29 protein-coding genes are annotated in these 19,643 nt (G+C 55.8%); 17 read left to right on the plus strand and 12 right to left on the minus strand.

Annotated elements, in window-relative coordinates:
• Window positions 1–45: 45 nt before the first annotated feature.
• Window positions 46–765: a hypothetical protein gene (locus ACXLHR_RS12100; protein ID WP_458791681.1), complete on the plus strand. Its 720-nt coding sequence runs from the start codon at window positions 46–48 to the stop codon at window positions 763–765.
• On the opposite strand, the gene ACXLHR_RS12105 is transcribed toward ACXLHR_RS12100, so the two are convergent.
• Together ACXLHR_RS12105 and nth are read right to left on the minus strand one after the other, a co-directional pair.
• Window positions 722–1,723: an adenosine kinase gene (locus ACXLHR_RS12105; RefSeq protein WP_458791682.1), complete on the minus strand. Its 1,002-nt coding sequence runs from the start codon at window positions 1,721–1,723 to the stop codon at window positions 722–724. The genes ACXLHR_RS12100 and ACXLHR_RS12105 overlap by 44 nt on opposite strands.
• Window positions 1,720–2,364: an endonuclease III gene (gene nth / locus ACXLHR_RS12110; protein WP_458791683.1), complete on the minus strand. Its 645-nt coding sequence runs from the start codon at window positions 2,362–2,364 to the stop codon at window positions 1,720–1,722. Before nth ends, ACXLHR_RS12105 begins: the two co-directional genes overlap by 4 nt.
• Window positions 2,365–2,426: 62 nt before the next feature.
• Between nth and ACXLHR_RS12115 the strand changes: the two genes are divergently transcribed.
• Entirely contained in the window at window positions 2,427–3,266 is an 840-nt protein-coding gene (locus tag ACXLHR_RS12115) for a methylated-DNA--[protein]-cysteine S-methyltransferase (RefSeq protein ID WP_458791684.1), read from the plus strand.
• Window positions 3,267–3,385: 119 nt separating this feature from the next.
• Complete coding sequence (locus ACXLHR_RS12120; RefSeq protein WP_458791685.1) at window positions 3,386–4,036, plus strand: OmpA family protein; 651 nt, start codon at window positions 3,386–3,388, stop codon at window positions 4,034–4,036.
• A gap of 218 nt (window positions 4,037–4,254) precedes the next feature.
• Here ACXLHR_RS12120 and ACXLHR_RS12125 read toward each other — a convergent pair whose 3' ends face one another.
• From ACXLHR_RS12125 to ACXLHR_RS12145, 5 genes are all read right to left on the minus strand, one after another.
• Window positions 4,255–4,812, minus strand: coding sequence for a F0F1 ATP synthase subunit B (locus tag ACXLHR_RS12125; protein WP_458791686.1), 558 nt, complete (start codon window positions 4,810–4,812; stop codon window positions 4,255–4,257).
• The gene (locus tag ACXLHR_RS12130) at window positions 4,809–5,345 is read right to left on the minus strand and encodes a F0F1 ATP synthase subunit B' (protein ID WP_458791687.1); all 537 of its coding nucleotides are present in this window, start codon (window positions 5,343–5,345) and stop codon (window positions 4,809–4,811) included. The genes ACXLHR_RS12125 and ACXLHR_RS12130 overlap by 4 nt, the downstream gene beginning before the upstream one ends.
• A gap of 82 nt (window positions 5,346–5,427) precedes the next feature.
• Window positions 5,428–5,667: a F0F1 ATP synthase subunit C gene (locus ACXLHR_RS12135; RefSeq protein ID WP_458791688.1), complete on the minus strand. Its 240-nt coding sequence runs from the start codon at window positions 5,665–5,667 to the stop codon at window positions 5,428–5,430.
• A 45-nt stretch (window positions 5,668–5,712) separates the two neighbouring features.
• The gene (locus ACXLHR_RS12140) at window positions 5,713–6,471 is read right to left on the minus strand and encodes a F0F1 ATP synthase subunit A (RefSeq protein WP_458791689.1); all 759 of its coding nucleotides are present in this window, start codon (window positions 6,469–6,471) and stop codon (window positions 5,713–5,715) included.
• Window positions 6,461–6,811: an AtpZ/AtpI family protein gene (locus ACXLHR_RS12145; protein WP_458791690.1), complete on the minus strand. Its 351-nt coding sequence runs from the start codon at window positions 6,809–6,811 to the stop codon at window positions 6,461–6,463. Before ACXLHR_RS12145 ends, ACXLHR_RS12140 begins: the two co-directional genes overlap by 11 nt.
• A gap of 207 nt (window positions 6,812–7,018) precedes the next feature.
• Here ACXLHR_RS12145 and ACXLHR_RS12150 point away from each other — a divergent pair, with 207 nt between their 5' ends.
• Window positions 7,019–7,339, plus strand: a complete 321-nt coding sequence (locus ACXLHR_RS12150; protein WP_458791691.1) for an ArsR/SmtB family transcription factor — start codon at window positions 7,019–7,021, stop codon at window positions 7,337–7,339.
• Here ACXLHR_RS12150 and ACXLHR_RS12155 read toward each other — a convergent pair.
• Together ACXLHR_RS12155 and ACXLHR_RS12160 are read right to left on the minus strand one after the other, a co-directional pair.
• Window positions 7,336–8,214 (minus strand): DMT family transporter, encoded by an 879-nt coding sequence (locus ACXLHR_RS12155; protein ID WP_458791692.1) that lies wholly within the window; start codon window positions 8,212–8,214, stop codon window positions 7,336–7,338. The two genes, ACXLHR_RS12150 and ACXLHR_RS12155, sit on opposite strands and share 4 nt — an antisense overlap.
• Window positions 8,211–9,089, minus strand: a complete 879-nt coding sequence (locus ACXLHR_RS12160) for a LysR family transcriptional regulator (protein WP_458791693.1) — start codon at window positions 9,087–9,089, stop codon at window positions 8,211–8,213. The genes ACXLHR_RS12155 and ACXLHR_RS12160 overlap by 4 nt, the downstream gene beginning before the upstream one ends.
• A 225-nt stretch (window positions 9,090–9,314) precedes the next feature.
• Here ACXLHR_RS12160 and ffh point away from each other — a divergent pair, with 225 nt between their 5' ends.
• From ffh to rpmE, 12 genes are all read left to right on the plus strand, one after another.
• Window positions 9,315–10,811, plus strand: coding sequence for a signal recognition particle protein (gene ffh, locus ACXLHR_RS12165; RefSeq protein ID WP_458791694.1), 1,497 nt, complete (start codon window positions 9,315–9,317; stop codon window positions 10,809–10,811).
• A 109-nt stretch (window positions 10,812–10,920) separates the two neighbouring features.
• The gene (locus tag ACXLHR_RS12170) at window positions 10,921–11,472 is read left to right on the plus strand and encodes a GNAT family N-acetyltransferase (protein ID WP_458791695.1); all 552 of its coding nucleotides are present in this window, start codon (window positions 10,921–10,923) and stop codon (window positions 11,470–11,472) included.
• Window positions 11,469–11,984, plus strand: a complete 516-nt coding sequence (locus ACXLHR_RS12175) for a GNAT family N-acetyltransferase (RefSeq protein ID WP_458791696.1) — start codon at window positions 11,469–11,471, stop codon at window positions 11,982–11,984. The genes ACXLHR_RS12170 and ACXLHR_RS12175 overlap by 4 nt, the downstream gene beginning before the upstream one ends.
• Window positions 11,981–12,571, plus strand: a complete 591-nt coding sequence (locus tag ACXLHR_RS12180) for a GNAT family N-acetyltransferase (protein WP_458791697.1) — start codon at window positions 11,981–11,983, stop codon at window positions 12,569–12,571. Before ACXLHR_RS12175 ends, ACXLHR_RS12180 begins: the two co-directional genes overlap by 4 nt.
• Window positions 12,568–12,870: a chorismate mutase gene (locus tag ACXLHR_RS12185; RefSeq protein WP_458791698.1), complete on the plus strand. Its 303-nt coding sequence runs from the start codon at window positions 12,568–12,570 to the stop codon at window positions 12,868–12,870. Before ACXLHR_RS12180 ends, ACXLHR_RS12185 begins: the two co-directional genes overlap by 4 nt.
• Before the next feature lie 45 nt (window positions 12,871–12,915).
• Complete coding sequence (gene rpsP, locus ACXLHR_RS12190; protein WP_458791699.1) at window positions 12,916–13,311, plus strand: 30S ribosomal protein S16; 396 nt, start codon at window positions 12,916–12,918, stop codon at window positions 13,309–13,311.
• A 97-nt stretch (window positions 13,312–13,408) separates the two neighbouring features.
• Window positions 13,409–13,921 (plus strand): ribosome maturation factor RimM, encoded by a 513-nt coding sequence (rimM, locus tag ACXLHR_RS12195; protein WP_458791700.1) that lies wholly within the window; start codon window positions 13,409–13,411, stop codon window positions 13,919–13,921.
• Window positions 13,922–14,041: 120 nt separating this feature from the next.
• Window positions 14,042–14,794: a hypothetical protein gene (locus tag ACXLHR_RS12200; protein ID WP_458791701.1), complete on the plus strand. Its 753-nt coding sequence runs from the start codon at window positions 14,042–14,044 to the stop codon at window positions 14,792–14,794.
• Window positions 14,795–14,842: 48 nt separating this feature from the next.
• Complete coding sequence (gene trmD / locus ACXLHR_RS12205) at window positions 14,843–15,652, plus strand: tRNA (guanosine(37)-N1)-methyltransferase TrmD (RefSeq protein ID WP_458791702.1); 810 nt, start codon at window positions 14,843–14,845, stop codon at window positions 15,650–15,652.
• Complete coding sequence (locus ACXLHR_RS12210; RefSeq protein WP_458791703.1) at window positions 15,645–16,331, plus strand: pentapeptide repeat-containing protein; 687 nt, start codon at window positions 15,645–15,647, stop codon at window positions 16,329–16,331. The genes trmD and ACXLHR_RS12210 overlap by 8 nt, the downstream gene beginning before the upstream one ends.
• Window positions 16,332–16,672: 341 nt before the next feature.
• Window positions 16,673–17,047: a 50S ribosomal protein L19 gene (gene rplS, locus ACXLHR_RS12215; protein ID WP_458791704.1), complete on the plus strand. Its 375-nt coding sequence runs from the start codon at window positions 16,673–16,675 to the stop codon at window positions 17,045–17,047.
• Between the two features lie 11 nt (window positions 17,048–17,058).
• Window positions 17,059–17,280 carry a 50S ribosomal protein L31 gene (gene rpmE / locus ACXLHR_RS12220; protein ID WP_458791705.1) on the plus strand — a complete coding sequence of 74 codons (222 nt, stop codon included), beginning with the start codon at window positions 17,059–17,061 and terminating at the stop codon, window positions 17,278–17,280.
• Between the two features lie 57 nt (window positions 17,281–17,337).
• On the opposite strand, the gene ACXLHR_RS12225 is transcribed toward rpmE, so the two are convergent.
• Window positions 17,338–17,745, minus strand: coding sequence for a group III truncated hemoglobin (locus ACXLHR_RS12225; RefSeq protein WP_458791706.1), 408 nt, complete (start codon window positions 17,743–17,745; stop codon window positions 17,338–17,340).
• A complete protein-coding gene (locus tag ACXLHR_RS12230) occupies window positions 17,742–17,891 on the minus strand; it encodes a hypothetical protein (RefSeq protein WP_458791707.1) in 150 nt (49 codons plus the stop codon). Before ACXLHR_RS12230 ends, ACXLHR_RS12225 begins: the two co-directional genes overlap by 4 nt.
• Before the next feature lie 79 nt (window positions 17,892–17,970).
• Here ACXLHR_RS12230 and ACXLHR_RS12235 point away from each other — a divergent pair, with 79 nt between their 5' ends.
• Entirely contained in the window at window positions 17,971–18,408 is a 438-nt protein-coding gene (locus ACXLHR_RS12235) for an RrF2 family transcriptional regulator (RefSeq protein ID WP_458791708.1), read from the plus strand.
• A gap of 170 nt (window positions 18,409–18,578) precedes the next feature.
• Here ACXLHR_RS12235 and ACXLHR_RS12240 read toward each other — a convergent pair whose 3' ends face one another.
• Window positions 18,579–19,556 carry a YHYH protein gene (locus ACXLHR_RS12240; protein WP_458791709.1) on the minus strand — a complete coding sequence of 326 codons (978 nt, stop codon included), beginning with the start codon at window positions 19,554–19,556 and terminating at the stop codon, window positions 18,579–18,581.
• Window positions 19,557–19,643 lie beyond the last annotated feature (87 nt).

Below are 19,643 nucleotides of genomic sequence, written 5' to 3' on the forward strand. Positions count from 1 at the left end.
CAAACCATTCGGGTTAACTCTGATCCAAGAAACCGAGAACATCATATGAAGACCATTCTGATCATCGGCTCCGGCCCTGCGGCCATTAACGCGCAAACGTGGGACGCGTCCCAGTTCGACCACATCCTCGCGATAAATAATGCATGGCAAGTTCGACCCGACTGGAACAACCTGATCTTCCCCGACGACTTCCCCGATCAGCGCCAACCTACAAACATCAACGCGACCCAACGCATCATCCGCTCAACCGACTACGTTCCTGTGCAAAACACCTATGGCGGCTTTGTCTACGCGGGCGGAACCATGGCTTTCACCGCCGCGTACTGGGCCCTCGGCGCACTCAAGCCATCGGTCATCGCGATGATCGGCTGCGACATGGTCTACCCTAAAACAGGCAATACCCATTTCTACGGCACGGGCAAACCCGACCCACTGCGCACCGACATTTCGCTCCGAAACCTCAAAGCAAAATCAGCACGGCTCATGGCGATTGCGGCACAAAACGACTGCGCAATGGTCAACCTCTCGCGCGGCCCCAGTCAACTCACCTTCCCACGCACGCAGCCCTCATCCGCAGCCGCGCATAAACCCGTGCAACACGACACCACCGCAGTCGTGGCCGCCCTGCAAACCGAATCCGCCCTCGGGTATTACGTGCCATCCGGAAAATACTGGAAAGAAGAGTCCCGCTTTGATCCCGCCAAAATCGACGCGCTTGATGCTATGTGGTTGGCGTTAGCCCCGCCTGCGCAACCAACACCTTAAGATCGGCCTCGGGACGCGCCCCAATGTGGCTAATCACTTCAGACGCGGCAATATTCCCGATTTTTCCGCAATCAGGCAAACTATAGCCCGTCGTCAATGCCCACAAAAATGCGCCCGCAAACAAATCACCGGCACCTGTGGCATCGACAATTTGCGTCGGAACCGCAGGCAAATGCCAGCGCTCACCATCCGCCAAAACATGCGCGCCATGCTCACTATGCGTGCAAACAACAATTGCAACCTCTGACGCCGCCTGCGCCAGAGCCGCATCAAAATCATCAGTCTCATACATCGACAACATCTCTGCGCGATTACAAAACAACAGATCCACATCATCTTTAATCATGGTGCGAAATGCGTCACGATGTCGGGACACACAAAACGGGTCCGATAACGTTAACGATACCCGACCACCCGCGGCACGACATGCTGCGTTGGCTTTTGCAAACGCCGCATGGCTCTCGGGACCATCAAAACGGTATCCTTCCAGATAAATCCATTCTGCCTGCGCCATCTGGGCTTCATCAATGTCATCTACTGTCAAAAACTCGGTCACACCCAAATAAGTGTTCATCGACCGCTCACCATCGGGGGTCACAATAATCAAACAACGACCCGTCTCATCAGCGGCGTCCTTGGGCGCAAACGCCGTCTCATACACCGCCCCCTGCGCACGTAAATCATGGGCAAAAATTGCACCCAGCTGATCGTCCTTCACTTTGCCCACATAGGCCGTGCGGCCACCCAAATGGGCAATCCCCGCAATCGTATTCGCAGCAGAGCCACCAGACACTTCGCGCGCAGGACCAATCATCCCGTATAGCTCAACCGCACGCTCCATATCGATCAGCTGCATAATGCCTTTCTCGATCCCGGCATCCGCCAAAAATCTATCGTCAGCGCGCGCAAGCACGTCCACCATCGCATTGCCAATACCAACGACCTGAAACTTCTTCATAGGTTCTTATCCTCAAACATACACAGATCGCGGATCAAACAAGCCGCGCATTTCGGTTTTCTCGCCACGCATGTATAGCGGCCGTGCAAAATTAGCCAGTGATGCGCATGCAATTGAAAATCCGCAGGCACATGATCCTCAACCGCGCGTTCAACCGCATCGACGTCCTTGCCAACAGCAATGCCGCTGCGATTCCCCACACGGAAAATATGGGTGTCCACAGCCTGCGCCGGCTGACCCCACCACATGTTCAAAACCACATTAGCAGTCTTGCGCCCCACCCCCGGCAACGACTGAAGCGCCGCACGCGAATTTGGCACTTCACCATCAAACTCATCAACCAATAGCTGCGACATCTTGATGACGTTCTTCGCCTTCTGGCGAAACAGCCCAATCGTCTTGATATGCTCGGTCACACCCTCAAGACCCAAATCCAACATCTTCTGCGGTGTATCAGCAATCTTAAATAATTCGCGCGTCGCCTTGTTCACACCCTTGTCCGTCGCCTGTGCCGATAGCGCGACAGCGACCACAAGCGTGTAAACATTCACATGCTCCAGTTCACCCTTCGGCTCGGCTTCGGCTTCGCGAAACCGCTCAAACATCTCGCGGATCGTTTTATAATCTAGTTGTTTTACCATACCAAAACCTATGCGCATTTTTCGGGTCGCGATCAAGCACCGCCATGGCATAGACTACCCTCATGGAACAGCAAAACTCATACCACTATCAAACCATGCGCCGCGCTATCGACCTGATAGATGGCGCAACCGACGGACCACTTTCCCTTGCTGACCTCGCCACAAAAATGAACATGAGCCCCGCACATTTCCAGCGCCTGTTCTCGCAATGGGTCGGCGTCTCACCCAAACGCTACCAACAATATCTCGCATTAGACCACGCCAAGTCCCTGCTCGCCTCCAACTTCACCACACTCGAAACCGCCGCTTCCATCGGCCTCTCAGGCTCAGGACGCCTACACGACCTCTTTGTGAAATGGGAAGCCATGAGCCCCGGCGAGTTTGCACAGGCAGGCACAGGCCTCACCATCAACTACGGTTGGTTCGATAGCCCCTTTGGCACAGCACTTTCCATGGGCACAGATCGCGGCATTTGCGGTCTCGCGTTCGCCGCCGAATTTGGCCCCGACATCGCGATGGCCGACCTGCGCGCCCGCTGGCCCAACGCCCGCTACATTGAAAACCCCGACGCCATCGCCGCATGGACCACCGCCGCCCTTGGGCTCACCGGAAACACCGCGCTACATATGATCGGCGCACCGTTTCAACTGCAAGTTTGGGAAGCCCTGCTGCGCATCCCCTCGGGCCACGTCACCACCTATTCCGAAATCGCGCAGTCCATCGGCAAGCCAAAAGCCGTGCGCGCCGTCGGCACAGCCGTCGGTCGCAACCCCGTCAGCCTGCTGATTCCCTGCCACCGCGCCCTGCGCAAATCAGGCGCACTGGGCGGCTATCACTGGGGACTTCCTGTCAAACGCGCCCTACTCGCATGGGAAGCAGCCCGCAACGACAGCGCCGCCTAAGCGAAACACCGCATAAAACAACGAAAATCCGGAACGATATTGGATAACAACGGTTAATAAGCCATATCTAGCCCCATCATCCCAGCGCCACGGCGCATGTTATTGAACGGACAAAACCTATGACATTTTTTAAACTCCCTATCGTACTTGCAACGGCAACCATGACCTTTGTGTCTGCCTGTACCGACGTCGCCCCTAATGACGGCGTAAAAACGCGGCAAAGCGCGGCCATCGGCGCTGGCCTTGGCGCACTTGCAGGCATTGCTTCCGGAGATAGTGCCAGCGGGCGGCGCGAAAACGCAGCCAAAGGCGCGATTCTTGGCGGCCTGATCGGGGCAGGTATCGGCAACGCACTCGACCGCCAGGAAGAGGAATTGCGCGCGCAGCTAGGCAGCAACGTCGGGATCACCAATAACGGTAACAATCTGACAGTGAGCCTGCCACAAGACATCCTGTTCGCAACAAACTCGACCACAGTGTCTGGCGCTTCGCAGTCGTCACTCGCGACCTTGGCCAACTCGATCAACAGCTACCCGAACACAACCGTGAACGTGGTTGGACATACAGATAACGTCGGCGACGCTGCCTACAACTTCGACCTGTCCCAGCGCCGCGCACAGGCTGTCACATCCGTCTTGATGAACGCAGGCGTGTCTCCACAGCGGATCCGCTCCATTGGACGGGGCGAAGATGCACCAATCGCCACAAACGCAACGGCACAGGGGCGCCAGCAAAACCGTCGCGTCGATGTCATCATCACGCCAAACTAAGAGCGCATAACATATCGATAAAAGGGGTCACCATCAGGTGGCCCCTTTTTCGTTGCGGACACCTGCACCTGCTCATAACGCCCTACAAACCGACCAGAAAAACAGGTCGAGCGAAACGCAAATTGACACCGGTAGCTATCTCATAAAAAAAAGCCCTCCGCATACGCGAAGGGCCTTTTTCAAAATGGGTTAAAACCCATCCTACAATAATCGAAACCTTAGTGCAGCTTCGCTTGTACAGTCGCAATCGCGTCCGTAATCAACTGGTCAGCAGCCTTAGTGTCCATCTGTGCAGCAATCACATCTTTCGTAGCAGCAACAGCCACCACAACAGCCTGATCCTTCACAGCCTTTACCGCAGAATCGCGGGCACTGTTCATCTGGTCCTCTGCGGCAGCTAGACGACGCACAATAGAGGCCTCGATCTCGGCTTTCGCAGTCACAGCAGAACTTGCCGCCTCTTCGCGTGCCATCTCAACGATACGCGCCGCCTGCTCCTGCACATCCTTCTGCTTGCGCTCATACGAGGCCAGCAGCGATTGTGCTTCATCACGCAGGGCGCGTGCATCGTCCAGATCCGCTTTGATTGCAGCGGACCGGCCATCAAGCATCTCGCCAATCTTGGACGGCACCTTGAAATAAACCAAAATGCCGATGAACAAGATGAACGCAAGCAGCACGACGAAATCCGTGTTGCGCAACGATACAAACGGGCCGTCAGCTGCAAACGCAGGCGATGCCATCATAACAAACAGGGTCGCGGTCAGATTTTTCATGTCCTTGAACCCTTCATGCGGGCGGTTACAGCCGCCGTAATCGTTTTTGCATCAACCGTGCCGCCAAACAACGCAACCAATTCCTTGGCAGTGTCTTTAGCAACCTGCGTAACGCTTTTCACCGCGCCATCACGGATCTCTGCAATCACCTTTTCGCTCTCGGCCGCTTTGGCAAAGATCTTCGCATCGGCCCTTTTGATCTCTTTCTCAAGATCCGATTGCGCCACCGCTTTCGCTTCGGCAATAATCGTGCTGGCCTGTGCGCGTGCATCAGCCAAAGCCTGCTGATATGCAGCTTCTGCTTCAACAGCTTTTTGCTTCAGCTCTTCAGCTGCGGCAACATCATTCGTAATCGTGCCAGACCGCTCTGCAAGAACCGAACCAATGCGCGGCAATGCAACGCGCGAAAGCACGAGATAAATCACCACTAAGGTGACAATGAGCCAGAAAATCTGGTTCGGAAAGGTCGAGAAATCTAGCTGCGGCATACCCGCAGATGTTTCCGCCCCGTGTTCGACAGTCTCTGTTGCCATGGTGGCCCCCGAATACCTTTGGTTATACCAACCTGCGCACCGGTTCAGGCGCGCAGGTCAGCCGTAAGGATAACGGTTTTATTTATACAGCGAACATCAACAGAAGTGCGACGAGGAACGAGAAGATCCCCAAAGCTTCTGCGAATGCGAGGCCGATGAACAGTGTTGCAGTCTGCGATGCAGCTGCGGATGGGTTGCGCAATGCGCCTGCCAAGAAGTTACCAGCGACGTGACCAACACCGATTGCGGCTGCGCCGGAACCGATTGCGGCCAAGCCTGCGCCGATGAATTTGCCGAGTGCGGCTGCTGCTACGAGTTCCATGAGATTCTCCTTACGATGGAATAAAGTTGTAGTGACGTGACTAACTTAGTGCGACGGATGCAACGCATCTTTCAAATACACACAGGTCAGAATGGTAAAGACGTAGGCCTGAATACCGGCCACCAGAACCTCAAGTCCGTAAATGGCGGTGATCGCCAGAACAGACACGGGGCTGATAACCGCAATGGCAGCAAAACCTGCGAAAACTTTGATAACTGCGTGGCCGGCCATCACGTTACCCGCAAGACGGATAGAGTGGCTCACAGGGCGCACGAAGTAAGAGATAAGCTCGATGATCGCGATAACGGGACGCAAGATCAGCGGCGCTTCAGACATCCAGAACAGACCTAGAAACTTGGGACCGTTCAAAACAAAACCAAGAATAGTGACCGCAAAGAACACACCAAACCCCAATACCGCAGTAACCGCGATATGGCTGGTTGTTGTGAACGACATCGGGATCAACCCAAGGAAGTTTGCGAACAGAATGAAAACGAACAGGGTCATGATGTAAGGAAAATACTTCACGCCATCCTTACCCGTTACATCTTCGACCATCTTGTAAACGAAACCGTACATCAGCTCGCCGATTGACTGCACACGCGTCGGCACAATCGCACGACCACGGCTGCCAAACACAAACAAACCAACGATGCACAGAACAGCAACGGCCATCCAAAGCGTCACATTTGTTGGTGTGTACCAATGGATCACACCGTCGCCGAACAACGGCTTAACCATGAATTGATCCAGCGGGTGGAAAACCAGCCCAGTATCTTCAGCAGCGGTTGTCTCAGTTGCCACGGTTTTCACCCTCATTTTCGTCAGCAGACGCCGACTGTTTTCTTTGCATCTCTTGGGCCGACCGCATCATGGTTTTGACACCCGCCGCGAAGCCCAAAAATATAAACACCACCAGGAAAATCGGAAGCGTCCCAAAGAACAAATCCAGACTATACCCAATGCCAAATCCGATCCCTAGACCGGCGACTAATTCGATCACCATGCGCCAGGCTTGTTGCGCCTGACTATAGTGTTCTTCTCCGTGTTCCTTGACGTATTCAACCTGCCTCGCCTGCGCCAGCTTCGCTTCCAATGCCTTTAATCGGGCATCATCATCAAGTGGATCGCGGGGGTCAGACATCAATTTCAAGTCCCACAAAGAGTTAGGCAGGGTTTAGGTCGCGGCACGCAATGTGTCAAGCAGGGTTGGTACGCATACAAGTCATTGTAAAGTATGGTTATTCTTAAAAATACGAGAGCGTAGTATTTCCCGAATGACACCCAAAGCACCGCTTTTGATATTCAACCAAATGGTTGACGTTTCAATCCCGTCGCGCTTAATCACCTTATGACCAATTCACTCGACGCCACCTTCGCGGCCCTCGCCGACCCCACCCGCCGCGCCATCCTCGGGATGCTGCTCGAAGACGACATGGCTGTCACCGATGTGGCCTACCCCTTCGCAATGTCACTGGCCGCAATCTCGAAACACCTCGGTGTCCTGACCGCAGCCAAACTCATCACCCAAGAAAAACGCGGCCGCGTGAAATGGTGCAAACTCGACCCTGATGCGATGCGCGAGGCGTCAATCTGGATGCAGGGGTTCGGACAAATGGACCCCATTGATCTCGACGCCTTCGAGGCCTTCCTCGCACAGAACCTCGCTTAATCTCGCAACAACAAAACCAACGCCACGGCGGTCAACCCAATGCCCGCAATCACTGCAACAGGCGGCGCTGCACCGCCCAGCGCGATATCCCAAATGATCACCCAGGCAGGCACGAGATAGGTATACGCCATAGCCTTGGACGCCGGCAGGCGCATCGCCGAAAACTGCAATAATATCGACGTGGCCGCCGTGGCAAACACGGCTGTATAAAGTATCGTCACCCAAACCACAGCCGGCAGACCCGTCCACTGCGTCGCCATCAAGTCCGACCACCCCGCAATCGTCAACAAGACCGCCGCACCCAAAACCGTGCCAAAGGCAAAAATCAACGCCGTCTCGCCGCGGTTCAACTTGCGTACCAATGGCGTATATAGCGCATGGCAAACGCACCCCAGAAAATAGACCGCCTCGCCACGCCCCAGCTCAAACCGCATCAGCGCGTTTATATCCGCGCGAAAAATCACCCACAACGCGCCGATCCCGCCAATCAGCAACGCACTCGCCATGCGCCCCGTCAACGTTTGACGCAAAATCAGCCAACCAAACCCCGCAGCCAATATCGGTGTCAGCGTATACACTGCCGCTGCGCTGACCGCAGGCGCGGTTTTTAACCCCTCGAACATCAGCACAAAGTAAATCGCAAAAATGGCCGCCAAAATCAGATAGCGCCAAGAGGCTGCAAACGCTTCCCTAGGCACCCCACCGCGGGCCACAACAACCACGCCAATCACCACGGTCGCGATCCAGAAACGCACCGCATTCAACGCCATCGGCGTGATCTCATTGGCAGCCATTGCCCCTAGCGCAAAAGATCCCGCGACTAAAACCGAGAACAACAACATCGCCAAATGGCCCTGCCGAGAAAGCAATGTCATACGAGGTCACCCTTAACAAATTCTTTTAAATGGGCCAGAAATGCCTGCACTTTGGACGTGCGATGCAAATCAACATGGGTCACCAACCACGTCGCTGCGGCCCAATCCTCGCGCGCCGGAATAACCTCAACCAACCCGTTGCTCTCCAGCGCTTCATGCTCCAATAAAAACCCGATCCCCGCCCCCTGCATAATCGCAGCAGCACGCAAACGGTCATCTGTGGCCACATAAGAGATCTGATCGTCCGACACCTTACTACGCAGCCATTGATTGAATGGCGCACGATTTGCTGCACTATCCTGCCCCACAAAACGATGACCCGCAAAATCATCCTCCGACGCAGGCAAACCATGCTGCGCAACATATGCCTTGGATGCCATCAACTTGATCCCAAGGCGTATAAAAGGCTGCACAACATTATCCGGCTGGTCGGGCATCACACCGGCGCGCACCGCGACATGGGCCTCGCCGTATTCCAGACGGAATAGCCGGTCACCTGTCATAAACCTGACCTTCAGGTCAGGATGCAATGCTTGAAAACTGACCAACGCAGGGGTCAACACATACGACAAAGCCGTCAGTGACGTTACCACCAATTCCCCGCTGACACCCTCACCGCGCCCCTTGATCCGCCCTTGCAACTGGGCAAACTGATCATCCGTCGCTTGCGCCACTTGCAGCAAATCCGTGCCCGCTTCGGTCGGGGTATACCCGCGCGCGTGCCGCTGAAACAATCTGGCGCCCAAGCGGACCTCCAGCGCATCAATATGACGAATAACCGTGGCATGATGCACGCCCAAAACCTCAGCCGCCCCCGACACCGTACCGTTGCGCGCCACCTGATAGGCGGTCCTGATCTCGTCCCAATTATCCATACTGCACCTGTGCGCTTAAAAACCGTTACCCCCAAATGCAGCATTTACGTTCAGTAACACAAGACATTCCTGTCCTTCATAACCAGTTGACTCCGCTCCTCCACCCAAGTAAACAAACCCTAACTCCGGACAGCACCAGCTTTCCGGTCCCTAGTCATAGGGATCGCCCTCCGTCAGCGCGTCGCGCCCACGGGGGCGAAATCGCATTCAAGAGGGCTTACGCCAATGTTCGAGAACCTATCAGACCGGCTATCCGGCGTCTTCGACAAACTCACCAAACAAGGTGCGCTCTCAGAAGACGACGTCAAAACCGCCCTACGCGAAGTACGCGTCGCCCTGCTAGAGGCCGACGTGTCCCTGCCAGTGGCACGCGACTTCATCGCGGCAGTCGAAGCCAAAACAACCGGCCAGTCCGTCACCAAATCCATCACCCCGGGCCAACAAGTCGTCAAAATCGTGCACGACGAATTGCGTCACATCCTGACGGGCGACAGCGATCCGGGCAAACTGAAAATCGACAACGCACCTGCACCGATCCTGATGGTCGGCCTGCAAGGCTCCGGTAAAACCACAACCACAGCCAAACTCGCGAAACGCCTCAAAGAACGCGAGGGCAAACGCGTCCTGATGGCATCGCTCGACACCAACCGGCCGGCCGCGATGGAACAACTCGCGATCCTCGGCGTGCAAATCGGCGTCGACACACTGCCAATCGTCAAAGGCGAAACACCCGTCCAAATCGCTAAGCGCGCCAAAACCCAAGCCTCGCTCGGCGGCTACGACGTCTACATGCTCGACACCGCAGGCCGCTTGCACATCGACGCAGACCTGATTGCACAAGCTGCCGCAGTGCGCGACGCGGTCAACCCACGCGAAACCCTTCTCGTCGTCGATGGCCTCACAGGCCAGGACGCCGTCAACGTGGCACAAGAATTCGACGACAAAATCGGCGTCACTGGCGTTGTCCTGACCCGTATGGACGGCGACGGACGCGGTGGTGCTGCACTCTCGATGCGCGCAATCACCGGCAAACCCATCCGCTTCGTCGGCCTCGGCGAAAAAATGGACGCCATCGAAACCTTCGAGCCAGAACGCATCGCAGGCCGCATCCTCGGCATGGGCGACATCGTTGCCCTCGTTGAAAAAGCCCAGGAAACCATCGAGGCTGAACAAGCCGAACGCATGATGCGCCGCTTCCAAAAAGGTCGCTTCAACTTCAACGACCTGCGCATGCAGCTTGAACAGATGATCAAAATGGGCGGCATGGAAGGCATGATGGGGATGATGCCCGGCATGGGCAAAATGAAATCGCAGATGGACAAGGCAGGGCTCGACGACAAAATCCTGACCCGCCAGATCGCGCTCATCAACTCGATGACCAAAAAAGAACGCGCCAACCCCGACCTGCTGGCCGCCTCGCGTAAAAAGCGGATCGCAAAAGGCGCAGGGCTAGAAGTCTCCGAACTCAACAAACTCATCAAACAACAGCGCCAAATGGGCGACATGATGAAGAAAATGGGCAAAGGCGGCATGCTGAAACAAGCCATGAAAGGCATGTTCAGTGGCAAAGGCAGCAATGACGCCATGCCTGATATGAACGACCCGAAAGCCATGGCAGAGGCGGCAAAAGCCCTCAAAGGCAAATTGCCCCAAGGCTTCCCCGGCATGGGTGGCGGCTCCGCCCTGCCCCCCGGCCTCTCCGGTTTCGGGAAAAAGAAGTGATGCAAACCCCTCTGGCATATTTGACGCAGGCTAAGGCGCTTCTCGCCCCGATTTTCTGTGTCCAATCAAACTCCCGCCGGAGGCTGCACGCCCTATCAGGAGCATCCGCATGACCCTGACCAACGCCCCGACCCTCATCACAAACCACCTCACCATCCGTGGGCCACAAAAATCCGACCTCGCAGCCTTCACCGACTTTGTCACCAACTCGAACCGCATGGAAACTATCGGCGACAACGGCTCCGAAAATGACGCATGGCGCGGGTTCATTGGCAGCGTCGGCCACTGGCATTGGCACGGCTACGGCTTCTTCACGCTTGAAGATAACGCAACGAGCCAAGCCATCGGGCGCGTCGGCATCCTTAATCATGTCGACTGGCCCGAGCCGGAACTGGCGTGGCACATGTTTGACGGCTTTGAAGGAAAATCGCTCTGCTTTGAGGCCGCAATCGCCGTGCGCGCATGGGCAGGCAGTCTCGGCCTCTCACCACTGATCTCAATGATTGCCGCCACAAATACCCGCTCGCTTGCCCTCGCAAAACGGCTCGGTGCAATTGAAAAATCACGCATGACCCACGAACATGAACCCACAATCGTCATGCGCCATCTCGCACACGACCACCCCGACGCGCTTGCGCAGCTCGACGAGGTCACGCCATGAACGTCACCCTTGAAACCCCGCGTCTCGTCATGCGACCACCTGAACCGGGCGACTGGATGGCGTTCCACGACTTCATGATGTCCGACCGCGCCGGCGCATTCGGCAGCAACGGCGACTTGGGTAAAATCTGGCGCGCCTTCGCTTCCGAACTCGGCCACTGGAGCATCTATGGCTACGGCATGTGGGCGATCACCCTGCGAGGTGACAATGACTGTGTCGGGCTTGTGGGACCATGGACACCACCCGACTGGCCAGAGACCGAAATCGGCTGGATGATGTTTGACCCTAAAATCGAAGGCACAGGCATCGCGACCGAGGCCGCAAGTGCCGCTGTCACACACGCTTACGATGTGCTTGGCTGGCAAACTGTCGTCAGCTACATCGGGCACACCAACGTCCGCTCGATCAAACTGGCCGAAAAACTTGGCGCAAAACTCGACGTGAACGCCAAAGCACCAAGCCCTGAAACGCTCGTTTACCGTCACCCTGTGCCAAAAGGTGTATCCTTATGATTGACCCAAACGCAAAACGCCTGCCGTGGGAAACCCTGCCACAACAACAAGCCGCCGTCGCAGTTGAACGCATCGGGCAAGCGCTGCCGCGTATATTCACCGACCGGACCGTTATGCGCGGCCCCTACATGGAAGATTTCGACGTCTTCGCAGACCTGTTCACATCAGAACGCGGCCGCTACGTCAGCGGCCCCCTGACCCGCGAAGGGGCATGGGACGACTTCATCCAACTGACCGCCAGCTGGATCTTGCGCGGCTGCGGGCTCTGGACCGTCGAAGACCAAGAAGATAAATCTGTCCTCGGTTTTGTGCTCTTGGGCCACGAAACCGGCGACCCCGAACCAGAACTCGGGTTCCTGTTCACCGAAGAGGCAGAAGGCAAAGGCCTTGCTTTTGAAGCAGCCGAGAAAGCACGCAACAACGCGTGGAACGCCCTCAGCTTCGACAATCTGGTCAGCTACATCGACCCCGAAAACGACCGCGGCATCAAACTTGCGCTGCGCTTGGGCGCTGTGCGTGATGAAAATGGCGACCATGACGGCACACATTGCTACCGCCACCCGCGCCCGGAAGTGTCGCATCTATGACCGTATCAAACGACATAATGCGCGCCGCAAACCTACTTGCAGGGCACCGCGAAAGCATCGACAGGCTTGATGCGATCCTCGTCTATACGTTAGGCGAGCGGTTCAAACACACCCAAGCCGTGGGCGCGCTGAAAGCAGAACACGACCTTCCACCGTCCGATCCGACCCGCGAAGCGGCGCAGATTGCACGGTTGACCGAGCTTGCAGATCAGGCCGATCTCGATCCTGATTTTGCCAAGAAATTTCTGAATTTCATTATTCAGGAAGTTATCCAACACCACAAACAACACAAATCTTGATGCGTTAAAACGCATCCTACTAAACAAAACAAAGGACTATCTATCATGGCTATGAAAATTCGTCTCGCCCGCGGTGGCTCTAAGAAGCGCCCTCACTATGCAATCGTTGCGGCAGACAGCCGTATGCCACGCGATGGCCGCTACATCGAAAAACTTGGCACATATGCACCAATGCTGCCAAAAGACGCCGAAGAGCGCGTGAAAATGAACATGGAGCGCATTGAATACTGGTTGAGCCAAGGCGCACAGCCAACAGACCGCGTTTCCCGCCTTCTGGAAGCTGCCGGCACATTGCCTAAGAAAGACCGCGCAAACCTGAAAAAAGGCGAGCCGGGCAAAGCCGCAAAAGCACGCGTTGAAGAGAAAGCAAAGAAAGCTGCCGACGCAGCAGAAGCCGCCGCCGCACCAGCGCCAGCAGCTGAAGAAGCCGCAGCAGAATAATCAACCTTTGCCCGAGCGTCCTGCGCTCGGGCATCCCCTTACATAACGCTGCATACCGCAGAATTATGCCCCCATTATATTCCAAGGCGTTTTTCCCATGACTGACCGCATTATCGTTGGCACCCTTGGCGGTGCATTTGGCGTCACTGGTGAAGTGCGCCTGAAATCATTCTGCGCAGACCCTGCTGCAATCGCAGACTACGCGCCGCTCACAACCGAAGACGGAAAATCCTTTCCGCAACTGGTCCTGACAGGCCAAGTCAAAGGCGGCTTTACCGCCCGCGTCGACGGCGTCACGACCAAAGAACAGGCCGACGCCCTGCGCAACGTCGAACTCTACGCCGAGCGCAGCAAACTGCCAAACCTGCCCGACGACGAATACTATTATGCCGACCTGACCGGCCTGACTGTGCTAGACACTGGCAACAAAACCCTTGGCACAGTGAAATCCGTTGTGAACCACGGCGCCGGCGATCTGCTCGAAATCCTGCCCACTGGCATGTCCGAAACCGTGCTGCTGCCCTTCACCGTCATCAATGTGCCGACCGTAGATCTGGGTGCAGGCCGCGTCATCGCCGACCCGCCCGAAGGCATCTTCACGGACGCCTGACCGCTTTACCTGACCCGCTAAAACGGGTTGAATGGGCGCAACTCTTATCCCGATCGGACGGCTTGCCCCATGCGCCAAATCCTCTTGCACCCGGGGTTCCACAAGACCGGAACCAGCTCGATGCAACACTTCTTGTGGGTCAACCGCGAGATATTAGAGCCGTACTTCGACCTGCGGATGCTGCGTCACCTCAAACCCGTCGTGAAACTCGCCGCAATCTACTCGCGCAATAAAAACCCGCTAGCATTGGTTGATATGGCCGGGCTGCTCGATGATGTTTTCAACGAATTTCCCGTCCGTTCCGACCGCGACCTACTCATCAGCTGCGAAGGGCTTGCAGGGCATCTACCCGGCTGGCCAAACGTAACCGACTACGGCGCGGTGCCAACCCTGATGACCTATCTCGCAGGCTACCTCGCAGAGCGGTTCGCAGATGCAGAGGTCAAAATCCTGTTCACCACCCGCAACAGCCACGACTGGCTCTACAGCGCCTACCGCCACCACCTCAAAGGGCAAAGGCTGACAATGACCTTCGCGCAATTCCAGCAGACATTTGGCGACACCTCCGACCTCGCTGCGATCATCAACGACGTGACCCAAGCCCTCGCGCCGCTCTCCGTCAGCGTCATGCCGATGTCTGACGCGCTACAACACCCGCTTGGCCCCGGCGCTGCACTTGTCGATCAAATGAACGTCCCGCAATCGGTGCGCGACACACTGACCCCGGTGGGCAAAGGCAACGAGGGACCAGACGACGCGCTCTGGGCACAATTCCTCACGCTCAACCAATCAAACCTGCCCGACCAAACCGTCCAAGACCAAAAGAAAGCCCTCGCAGAGGCGGCAGCCCTCGGCGGCTGGAAACCCCTATGACCGCGAAAACGACAACACAGCGCCGCAAAATCCGGATACCCCCGCACCATGACAGATGAACCAACCCCAAAATCTCTAGGTCGCAAATCGATCCGCCCGACCCTGATCCCGCGCGATCTTATGACCGAGGAACCCGATCTGGCGACAGCGTGGACCGCGCAAATCATTACGCTCTTCCCGCAAGCCTTCCCCGGTGTCTTGGGCGAAAGCCTGATGGGCCGCGCTTTGAAAGACGGGCTATGGCAATTACAAACCTACGACCTGCGTGACTACGGCATCGGCAAACATAAAAACGTCGACGACACACCGGCCGGCGGCGGCGCTGGCATGGTGCTGCGGGCCGACGTGCTCGAAGCAGCAATCAAAGACGCCCGCACCCGCGCCCGCGGCGTCATGCCCATCCTCTACCTTAGCCCCCGCGGCAAACCGATGGATCAAGCGATGATGCGCGGTTTGGCGGCCAACACCAACGGCGTCACCCTACTCTGCGGCAGGTTCGAGGGCGTCGACGAACGCATCCTCGACCACTTCGGCATTCAAGAAGTCTCGCTTGGCGATTTTGTCATGACCGGCGGCGAACTGGCCGCGCAAGCACTGATCGACGCTACCGTACGGCTGCTCCCCGGCGTCCTTGGAAACGCCGACTCCGCCGTCGAGGAATCCTTCTCCAACGGCCTGCTCGAACACCCCCAGTATACAAAACCCAGCCTCTGGAACGACCGCCCCATCCCCGACGTGCTACAATCCGGCAACCACGGAAAAATCGCCGCATGGCGCAACACCATGTCCGAAAAAATCACGAAAGACCGCCGCCCCGACCTTTGGGACGCACATCTGGCGCGCAAAAAAAATGACTGATGACACCACTCTCTTTAACGGCCTCAAGCTCTCGCGCACTGACCTTGCGAAAAACTGCAAAAATGACGCGCCAGCAACACTTGTGAACTGCGATCTGGACGACACGGACCTGTCAGATCTCGATTTTACTCTGTGGAAATTTGAAAACTGCACATTCAAAAATACCAAGTTCAACAATGCACGCCTTGACGGCACGCAGTTTAAAAATTGCCGCGCAGCCGGCGCACGTCTCTTTAACACCACCTTGCAAGACACCCAAATCAACGGCGGCGACTTCAGCAACACCAGCTTTCGCGGCGCGCTATTCACCGATGTCAGCATCAAAAACTGCAAAATGACCGGCGCCGACCTGACCGAAGCAAAAACCAACAATCTCATGCTTGAAGACGTCCTGCTGATCCTCGCGATTCTGCCTAACCTCTCATTTCGCAAAACAACCCTGACCCGCGTTGATTTCAAAGACGCGGATATGCGCTCTTGCGACTTTAGAGACACAGTGTTTGACGACTGCTCATTGTGCGATGCACATCTTGCAGACTGCCGCTTTGAAAACGCCGACCTGCGCGGTGCGGATCTTGGCGGCGTCAAATTAGGCGACGCAAGAAAACTCAAAGGCGCGATCATCTCGAAAAACCAAGCCGCCGACCTGCTCGCCCAATTGGGCCTGCGTGTCATCTGAACAGCCAGTCGATTTTCCAAATTCAGCCATACGCGTGCAAGACGTGAAAAAGACGTAAGAAAGACAGCGTTTCAAGGGCAATCAGCCTCTTGCTTGACCCGTCCCTTCCGCCTATACGCAAACAACCTCGACCAGTAATGGATTCGGGGCGTTGGTTTATGGACCCTCTGGAATTAGCGCGCCCTTTCGTTGGGGCATCCGCACCAGCAGGCCGGACAATCACAAAAAATGAATGATGACGGTATCTCTTGCGGGCCAAAATGGTGCCGAAAACGACAAAGAGCTCTGCACTCACGCAAACAAGTCTCGGGAAAACCCGTGCTATATCAAGGAGCCATCAGATGAACCTGATTGCACAAATCGATGCGGAGCAAGTTGCTGCGCTGGGGAAAACAATCCCCGATTTCAAAGCGGGTGACACCATCCGCGTAGGTTACAAAGTAACCGAAGGCACACGCAGCCGTGTGCAAAACTACGAAGGCGTCTGCATCGCTCGCAAGAACGGCAAAGGCATCGCCGGCTCGTTCACAGTGCGTAAAATTTCCTTCGGCGAAGGCGTAGAGCGCGTATTCCCATTGCACTCCACCAACATCGACGAAATCACAGTCATCCGCCGCGGTAAAGTCCGTCGCGCCAAGCTGTACTACTTGCGTGAGCGTCGTGGTAAGTCCGCGCGTATTACTGAAGTTACAAATTACAAAGCGCCGAAGGCGTAAGGGGACCTGTCATGAAAAAAGATATTCACCCAGATTACCACGATATCGACGTCAAAATGACGGATGGCACAATCGTGAAGATGCGGTCCACTTGGGGCAAAGAAGGCGATACAATGTCGCTCGACGTTGACCCATCTGTGCACCCTGCATGGACTGGTGGCGGCACGCGTCTAATGGATGCTGGCGGTCGTGTTTCCAAGTTCAAGAACAAATATGCTGGTCTTGGCTTCTAAGCCAACCCATTGTTATTCCAACCGAAACGCCGCTCCATTTTGGGGCGGCGTTTTGCGTTAAAACCGTGGAACTTGATCACCGTTTGGCACGCGCACATAGGTTTCCAACCCAAAGCGAAGCCCCTGCCCGATGCGGTGTGCTAGCGCGGACCACGCAGCCGCTTGATCTTCGGATACCGTGTCACCCAACACCTCGTCGAAAATGGCCAACCATTGCGGGAAGTGTTCGCCATGTACGTTGCCGGCCGCCATATGCTTACGCATCGGATTGCCCGAATAAGATCTTTCTAACAGAATTGCATTGCGCCAAAAGTTGGCAATCTTGGCCTCATGTTCGGGCCAGTCAGTCACATGCGCGGCAAAAACTTCGCCGAGGACCGCGTGCGCGCGAATACGCGCATAAAACACCGCCACCACCTTGCCGATCTCGTCGGCGCTAATCTCGAATCGCGGCGGAATGCTCATCCAAGAACCACCCACAGCACCACAAGCGCGGCGCTAAGATAGAATATCGTGTTGAACATCCAACGGATCAACCCCGCATCGCGTGTGGGATCAATACCAAACCATTCGCAGGCCTTTGTGCCCGGCCATAAGAAAATTTTTGTCATCGCAACTCCACCTTTAAATAGATTTCAATGATGGATATTAGCACTTTTAAATACGCATTTCAAATGCTACTTTAATTTTATGCAACTTGATAAATTCACCGACTACGGTCTGCGCATCCTGGTCACGCTCGAAACCAAACGCCCGACGCGCATCGCGACCTCTGCGATTGCGCAAATATTTGCGCTGTCCGAGCATCACCTTTCCAAGGTAGCGTCAGAGCTGGTGCGCGGCGGCTTTGTAACGTCAGAACGCGGGCGCGGTGGCGGCCTTACTCTGGCGCGCGCGGCGGACGAAATAAATCTGGGCGAAGTGGTGCGTCACCTGCAAATCGACAAACCCGTGGTGTCGTGTTTTGGTGCCGATAAATCGTGCCTGATCCTGCCAACCTGTGGTTTGCGCACCCCACTGGCCGAAGCCCAAGAAGCCTTCTTTAAGGCCCTTGATCGCTACACCCTCGCCGATGTAACCGCGCAAAAAACCGCGCTTGCGGGTCTGCTGGCGAGCGGTCGAAAATAGCTGAATAGTGGCTTTAAAAAGTTGCGCGGCGCGAGCAAACCGCCGGGTTTTGGTGCCAATAGGCAAGAGCCGTGCTGCTGTGGGTCATGTCAGCTGCACACGCAAATGATCTACGTTGCTCAACGTCAAGCAAAGGTCCCTATCGAGATGGAAGCCATTCGCAAATACGTTTAGCGACGCGGTGGACGCTGCTGTTGCGAGGCATCACACACGGTACCTTCTTGTGTCGATGCACATCCCGTCTGCGCGGTCAGGCATCCCAAAATCTGGTTAGAACCAGCCGCACCTGCGTGATAGTGATACGGGCCTGTATCGCCGACATGACCATTACACTGATCCAGATCATAGAGCCCCAGCGCGTTTTCGGTGATCAAATACCCGTCCATCGCAATGCCGATAATGGGCGCATCAAGTGCCGCTTCAGTTGTCTCTAAACAGTCGCCAGCGACATGGAAATGATAGCCCACGTTCAAGTTTACATGCCCGCCACAATCATCAAACGGTGCAATCGTATGCGCATCCAAAATTGCGTCCAAGGGCGCAGGTCCGTCAAATTTAATGCCATTGGTCGCGACACCCGCACCGCCAAAATTGATTTGTGATGGTTGCGACGCGGCCACCGGCGTAAGTGGAATTGTATAGGTCACGGTCAGATCCGACGCCACATAGTCCGGTTCGCACTGCACACAAAAATTGTTGTATTGCGGGTCAACGTCCGGACGAGCGGCGGCGGCACAGGCTTCGGCGCTAGGCGTCACATTAATCGCGCCCGTTGCCTCGTCATAAACCTGCCATTCTTCGTCGTTATACAGATCGGCCAACATCGTAAAAAACGCTCCGTCAGCCTCGTGCACAGCCCCGTCCTTGAGCCAGATCCCGCCCGCATCAGCCCCGTCACTGATATTTCGTGCGCACCACGGTCCCGCCGCATAGTTGGTAGGCTCCGGTTTCACAGTAAACTGGATGCATTGGGTCTCTGCGCCCTCTGACAAGGTGCAATCAACAATCTGCGGCGCCACGACGATATTAGCCGTCGACAATAATTCCGTTGCTGTCTCGAGGGTCAGATCCGCTTCATGCGCGCCTCCGACATTAGCAACGCAAAGCAGGCCATATGTTATCGCGCTACAGAGGGGAGAATAACGCATCAGCGGCACCTTAATAAATATCTATAGGAATTATACGTTAGATCGTAAATTTTCCGTCGCATTTTTCGAATAAAAAACGGCGCCCAC

Source organism: Yoonia sp. MH D7 (genome assembly GCF_054439475.1).